Annotated in this window: 5 protein-coding genes and 3 pseudogenes; 2 read left to right on the top strand and 6 right to left on the bottom strand. The window is 58.8% G+C overall.

What is annotated here, in order from left to right:
- Positions 1-35: 35 nt before the first annotated feature.
- From C7G61_RS41970 to C7G61_RS47865, 3 genes and pseudogenes are all read right to left on the bottom strand, one after another.
- Positions 36-251 carry a response regulator transcription factor gene (locus tag C7G61_RS41970; protein WP_190242258.1) on the bottom strand — a complete coding sequence of 72 codons (216 nt, stop codon included), beginning with the start codon at positions 249-251 and terminating at the stop codon, positions 36-38.
- Positions 241-552, bottom strand: a complete 312-nt coding sequence (locus tag C7G61_RS47860) for a DUF3363 domain-containing protein (protein WP_244608768.1) — start codon at positions 550-552, stop codon at positions 241-243. Before C7G61_RS47860 ends, C7G61_RS41970 begins: the two co-directional genes overlap by 11 nt.
- Positions 547-889, bottom strand: a pseudogene (locus tag C7G61_RS47865) (zincin-like metallopeptidase domain-containing protein); the annotation flags it as partial. The pseudogene C7G61_RS47865 and the gene C7G61_RS47860, both read right to left, overlap by 6 nt.
- Before the next feature lie 252 nt (positions 890-1,141).
- Between C7G61_RS47865 and C7G61_RS46815 the strand changes: the two are divergent.
- A complete protein-coding gene (locus C7G61_RS46815) occupies positions 1,142-1,300 on the top strand; it encodes a hypothetical protein (RefSeq protein ID WP_244608765.1) in 159 nt (52 codons plus the stop codon).
- A 35-nt stretch (positions 1,301-1,335) separates the two neighbouring features.
- Positions 1,336-1,848 (top strand): molybdate ABC transporter substrate-binding protein, encoded by a 513-nt coding sequence (gene modA / locus C7G61_RS41980; protein WP_244608766.1) that lies wholly within the window; start codon positions 1,336-1,338, stop codon positions 1,846-1,848.
- Between the two features lie 840 nt (positions 1,849-2,688).
- On the opposite strand, the pseudogene C7G61_RS41985 reads toward modA, so the two are convergent.
- The 3 genes and pseudogenes from C7G61_RS41985 to C7G61_RS46825 form a co-directional block, all read right to left on the bottom strand.
- A pseudogene (locus tag C7G61_RS41985) lies at positions 2,689-2,860 on the bottom strand (IS3 family transposase); the annotation flags it as partial.
- 854 nt (positions 2,861-3,714) lie between these two features.
- Positions 3,715-5,415 carry a hypothetical protein gene (locus C7G61_RS46820; protein WP_244608767.1) on the bottom strand — a complete coding sequence of 567 codons (1,701 nt, stop codon included), beginning with the start codon at positions 5,413-5,415 and terminating at the stop codon, positions 3,715-3,717.
- 283 nt (positions 5,416-5,698) lie between these two features.
- Positions 5,699-5,953, bottom strand: a pseudogene (locus tag C7G61_RS46825) (IS630 family transposase); the annotation flags it as partial.

The raw sequence follows: 5,953 nt of genomic DNA on the forward strand, positions 1-5,953 counted from the left end.
CTTGTGCATCTCGCGAAATGGGAGGGTGTGGATGATTAGGACAACAAACCGCGCCGCAGCGCCTCGGCGACGCATTGGGCAATAGATGCTGCACCTAGTTTGCGGCGCGCGTTCTCAAGATGAAACAGGACAGTGCGCGGCGCAATCTGGACCAGCACCGCGATATCCGCGACTGCTTTTCCCTGCGCAGTCCATGCAAGGCATTGGCGCTCGCGCTGAGTGAGTTCACTTTCGGAGAGTTTAGACGCCATTGACGTTGTCGCCGACCTTGGCATCGACATGGTCAAGGCCCGTGCGAGCGGATATATTTGCGGCCGTCCGCGCCAGCTCGCGCGCCTCGAGCATGTTCCGCGCGAAACGCACCTGTCCGCCTTCCTCTCGCGCCAGCCCCTGCTCGATCAGCCATTGCCGTCTCGTTCGGAGCGCCGTCTCGACTTCCGCGCCAAAGCCGGTCGACGCGAACTCATCGGGCTCCTTCCCAACGAGCCTGCGATCGAGCCAGATTGCCCCCAAAGCCTGCGGCAGATCTTCAAGCCTTTGCCATGACAGCACCGCGAGCCATGAGCAAACGTAATCGGCATGACGCACGGTCGGCACGATGCCGAGCGAGGCACAGCAAAATGCCGAGGCTATCTCGGCGATGATCTCCTCGAAGCGTATTTCTTCGTACCGAAAGCACCTGACAGATCGCGGTTGAGACGGGTAGAATGGCCGCTGGCATGCGCCAATTCGTGAAGCGCTGTCCGATGCCATTTGATCAGTTCGAAATAGGCAGCCGGTTGCCGCACCTGAACGTAGTCCTCGGAAGGACAGTAAAAGGCTTATTACCGCCAATCCGGAAATCGATGCCGCTCGCAGCGATCAGCGCTTCGACCTGCGGCTCTATCACGCGGCAAATTGCCGGCACGGAGGCGACCTGAGTCATTTACCTTCTATGTTGTCGTACCAGTCGTGTCCGGTTGAAGACGTCGATGTGGGAAACCCGACTACAGCAGCTAAGTCATTTTCCGCGGCTGCTGCGGCAAACACGTGGTTTTTCTCTCTTCAAGCGACGCCCGCAGGCCTTCGCGTGCGGCACGCCGATTGCTGAGATGAAAACCGCCGCACAAAAAACGTGGCGAGCTGGCCCCAGGAGTTCACAATGAGACTTGCTTCATTGACCCTGATCAATGCGGCGTTGAAGCTGGTCGTAACTGCACAACCGGCAGAGATCAATGTGGCAGTCGCCGCCAAATTCACCGAACCGACCAACGAGATAGTCGCGAGCATCAAGCGGACTCCTGGTCATCATCGGCGTTAAGCTTCGGCGCGAATGGCCAATGTCATAGCCAAATTATGCAAGGCGCGTCATTCCAGATCTTTCTCTCGGCCGAGGATGCGCGACCAAAGGAGCTGGTCGTGGATGGGATCGCCGTACCGGAAAGCCGCCTCATCTGCAATACCGGAAAGCTCGTGCTTTGGAAGAAGCCTGCGGTTTTCGTGAATGGCGCGGAGATGCCCAAGTCGGTGGCCTTCGCAGAACTGTCGATCTGCAATCCCGCCACGACGCTTTATGACGTAGTCGCAGTGGAGGCGGTGAGTTCGCCCGGCGTTTCTGAGACCATGCATCCGAAGGGCGTCGAGGGCGCGAATATCACGCGGGCCGATCAATACGAGGCGGGCTATGACGAGCTCGCCTTTGTTGACAATGAGGCCGCCTCGCGCTGGCTGATGCGGCAGGAGCTCGATAGACCCATTCGGCGAGGTGCCGCGCCATTGAAGAGCGGCGCCGACAGCAAAGCGGCGCAGGGCATCATTGACTTTCCGAAAGGGCCGGAGGCTCACGCGATCATCGAGCGCTACGGTTAGATGCCCGAGAACCAGAGTTGGACCGCATGAACATCGTCTCGGCTGGCATCTGCCCGTCGGCTAGGCTGACGGTCAGGCTCGCCAGCCTCACGACCGTGGTCCTACCGCATTTGCACGCCGTTCTCTTGGCTTGGTGATCTTCGATTTTTCTCTGATCCTAGCCATGGCTCTGATCGATAGCGCAGCGCAGGGATATGGTACGGATGACCCACTGGAGCAAACCAAAACCACGCGTGATTGAAGGCGGTAAAGCCAATCGCCATTGCGTCCTGATGCTTCGCAGCCGCGGACAGCGTGGAATTTTTGGCCGCTTGCGGCGATCCTCCTCAACGCGCTCCTCTGGGCCGGTATCCGCTGGGTCGTCGGGGCGTTCTTATGAGCGAGATGGCGTGACGGAAGCAGCAAAAGCTAGCGCCACATGGTTGGCGCGTTGGCAAACGCCCTCTGGCTTACACCCCTCTCGTGGACTGACGCTTCTCCGAACGAGGCCCACGATGCAGCGTATGCAAGTTAACGAACGCCACACACGCACGCCCGGAGGTTGTTGACCACGCTGTTCCAGAACCACAAAGAGCGCTTTTGATCTGGACGCGCGGCAGTTCACAGTGTCCCACTTCGCGCACCGCTTTCGCCGGGTCCAACGGTGAAGCTCACGTCCCGCAAAGCCCAAAATTCTCGGTAGTAGCGACGCGGGGTCAAGCTCTTGCCGGTGATGCGGGCGAGCGGAGCGGCTGCCCGCTGCAAGCGGGGCACTATCGATTGCTTAAGGCGATCGGGCGGAGATTCGAAAATATGATAGCATTTGCTCAGCCGTTCGACTGCCACGAGAGCGTCAGAGGACATCGGCGAATCCTTTCCGTGTCTTCTGAAACGATCCGTATTCTCCTCGCCCCGCAGTCTTTCCAGCGCGATGCGGACCTTCTCCTCCGCCGAATACTGTCGGCGTCTGGCGCCGAATGTCCTTTAGCACTCGTTCTGCCGGCGCTTTGCCCGGCCCGGATTTCTGTTTCATCTTCGCTCCTGGTGGCTACGATGAGCCAGAATCCTCCCTCCGCAATTGGCGAGAGTCTCCTAGGCTCCGCCTGACGCCTCATCACTGATTTGGCTAAAAAGCAACTCCCATTTCTGGGAGCGCTTCGGCGCGCTTCGCGCCTATTGCTCGGCGGTTGCGGATGATAGGGCCTGTGCCGCTCAGGGTTGATGGTCTGGAAGTCGGAATCGACGGCTGCGGTGAAACTGAAGCGCCTACTTTGGATCGTCAATCCTAAGAGCCTCATGGAGGCCGAGGTACCCATTCTAAGGTCCCTCGGTTGGCGCGTTTTCATTCCGAAGGTTCTGCGGGCCGATAGCGGCTTCCGCAGCGGCCGCGTCAGGCCGAATACGTGCCAGCCTTGGCATCGCCCGGAAGCCGACCTCTCCGTCCTAGAGCGTCACCAGTTTTACGGGCAAAACAAATGGTCCGATGATGTTGCCGAGATCATCAACCGGCACTTCGAGGTGGCCATTATCCACTTTTCGGGATTTCCACCGAAACAACCTTGGAGGCCGCCAACAAAGTTTTCGAGGGCGCGTCTTCCGGCGAGGCGTTTGGCCGTGAGGCGCCGCAGTCCTACAGCGGGCGCGCGATCATCATTCCGGCCAGCGCGACCTGATGGAGCGCATCCGTGCTCTCGGCGCTCGTCTGGTGTTCGCCCAATGCTACGACCCGATCGTCAGTGGGAGAACGAGTCCCAGATGCCGCGCGCCAAGACGATCTTGATTCCTCTGGCAGGAACGATCTTCAAGCAAGCCAACACATGGAAGGAAAGCGACGGCTGATCGAGCGCCGCTTTCATACGTCCTTTTTGCCGTACGGCAATCCGGTGTTCATGCTGGGCGCAGAAAAACCTGATCCTCATGGCCTGCCGGCCCTAATGTGGCCGCGTAGTTCACGCCATTGAGAGGAAACTTTATCTCCGGTTGAGACGCACTCGGCAGCAGGTTATGCAAGCGCATTCCTTGCATGAAGTCTTCCGACGCCCATTGGGCGCCGTGCTGGAAGTCGAGGGCAAGGTACATTGATAGATTCGGCAGCGGACCCGGCTCGCAAGCCGACTGATCTGCCGGGCTTGAACTAGATGCCACTCCCAACGGAGCGGGTTCATCAGCATTCAGTAGCCGCCAAAGCTCCTTCGGAGAGAACTGCTCAAGATTTAGAGCGAAGTACTCTGGACCGGCGGGGACTGGCGACGGGATGGATCGATCATCCAGCATTCGCTGAAGCTCGCCTGGAGAGAACTGCTCTGGATTGAAAGTAAACTCTTCTGGATCGACGGAGAGCGACTGGGCAGCGTGATCGTCCTGTCGTCCGCGAAGCTCGTCATGCAAGTCCCTTTCCAGTCGCTCAAGCTCCGCTGAAGGGACGGAGACTGGGGACGGGATGGATTGATCATTCAGATGATCCAGCACTCGCCGAAGCTCCTCCGGAGCAATCTGCTGTGGATAGAACGCGACGTGCTCTTGGACGAAAGCCGACGGGGCGGATTGATTATCCCGCCGTCCCTGAAGCTCCTCTCGTCGAGTGTCAGCTTCCTGCGACCCGCTGTGCTGCGCAGCGGTGGCGCCGACGCGCCTCCGCTCCATCACTACCGCCTCTTCGGGATTGATGAGGGCCACGTTCAAGGCGTGAAGATTCAGCTTGGCGCGGCGTATGATCGGCGCGGCTCCTGACCGCAAGGTCCGGAGATGGTCTAATGCCCTAATGAGGAGCCTCGGATCACCCTTTCCGATGTACTCGTGCACGTCACTGCCATTCAGCGAATTACTGTCGAGCCGAGCAACAATGCTCGGTTTCTTTTTTGCGAAGAGCCAGCGGCTAAAGCCAAGAAGAGAACTTACATACCGCTCGGCAGTGACTTTGGCGCTCCCGTCCTTGATGAGGGCCTCCCCAAGCCCGAAAATCGCGGGAGCATCATCGGAATAAAGAGGCCGCCTGTCGTGCCGTATCAGAACCCCCGTTGACTGAGCCGGCTGCAGCGCCGAGGCTGGCGGCATTGCTCCACCACCTTCACCTGAATTGGCGATCTCGCTCAGCTGCCGCTCAATGGCAACGCCTTGCGGATTGTTTGTGGTCCTCGGCCTCTTCGCTGCTCTCAACCCAGCTGTATCACGCTCATCGTTGATGAGGACCTCCTCCCTTGGCAGGATATTGCTCCTTGCAATTGCACCCATCAGCCCGTTGGGGGACTGCTGGCCGTCGCTAGACACATTGGTACGGAGGCCACCGGGCGGCCCCCGATCGGGCATCGCGGCACCGGCTGGGCGCGCCTGGTGCAATTGCTGCTCAAAGGCCCCTTGGCCGACGTCGCTCGCTTCGGGCTCGTGCGAGACGGGGGGCTCTACCTGCGGCCAACCTCTTACATTGAATGAGTCAAAATTGTGCGGGTCCATCGCAGCCTCACGTTTACAAATCACCTGAGCAACCTTACTCGGGCAAGCTTTCGAAAACCTGACGAGGCCGTCGCTCGTGAAGTACTGCATCGCCACATTCGCAAAAAAAGAGACTGCCCCGCGGCTCTCAATGGTCAATCATGGTGTCGAAGGATAGTCACAGCTTGCACGACGTCGAGTCCCTTCTCCTGTGCCGCCGCTATCCGGCTAAGTCCGTGAAAAGCTTGGCCGGCGCACCAGGGCTCGAACCTAGGACCCGCTGATTAAGAGTTGTTGATACTCCTTTTCAGCCCAGTCTTAGCCAAAGATTCCAGAATCCTTGTATTTCTCAACGCAAACGAGACCAGTCTCGTGAAACGTTCTCTGCCAACTTAGTTTGGATACGAGATCTCGTATTTCCGCCGGTAGTGTTCTGACTCATTCATTCGCATCCCGCTTTTGCGATGGCGAGCGTTTTTTTGGCTCGGCGGTGCTTTGCGAGGATGGATTTGGCGCTGGCGGTCCACCTGAAGGGCTTTGGGTTTTGGTTTCGATGCTCGATCCACTCGTCAATCGCGGTCTTGAGTTCGGTGACGTCGTTGAAGGTTCCTCGCCGGATGCGCTGGCGAGTGATTTCGGCGAAGAGCCGCTCGACGAGGTTGAGCCAGGAACAGGATGTCGGCCTGAAGTGCAGCGT

This window comes from Bradyrhizobium algeriense (assembly GCF_003062295.1).
Lineage (GTDB): Bacteria > Pseudomonadota > Alphaproteobacteria > Rhizobiales > Xanthobacteraceae > Bradyrhizobium > Bradyrhizobium algeriense.

Coding starts and splice junctions, on each gene's coding strand:
- C7G61_RS41970 (WP_190242258.1), bottom strand. CDS start 251: ATGGCGTCTAAACTCTCCGAAAGTGAACTCACTCAGCGCGAGCGCCAA.
- C7G61_RS46815 (WP_244608765.1), top strand. CDS start 1,142: ATGAGACTTGCTTCATTGACCCTGATCAATGCGGCGTTGAAGCTGGTC.
- modA (WP_244608766.1), top strand. CDS start 1,336: ATGCAAGGCGCGTCATTCCAGATCTTTCTCTCGGCCGAGGATGCGCGA.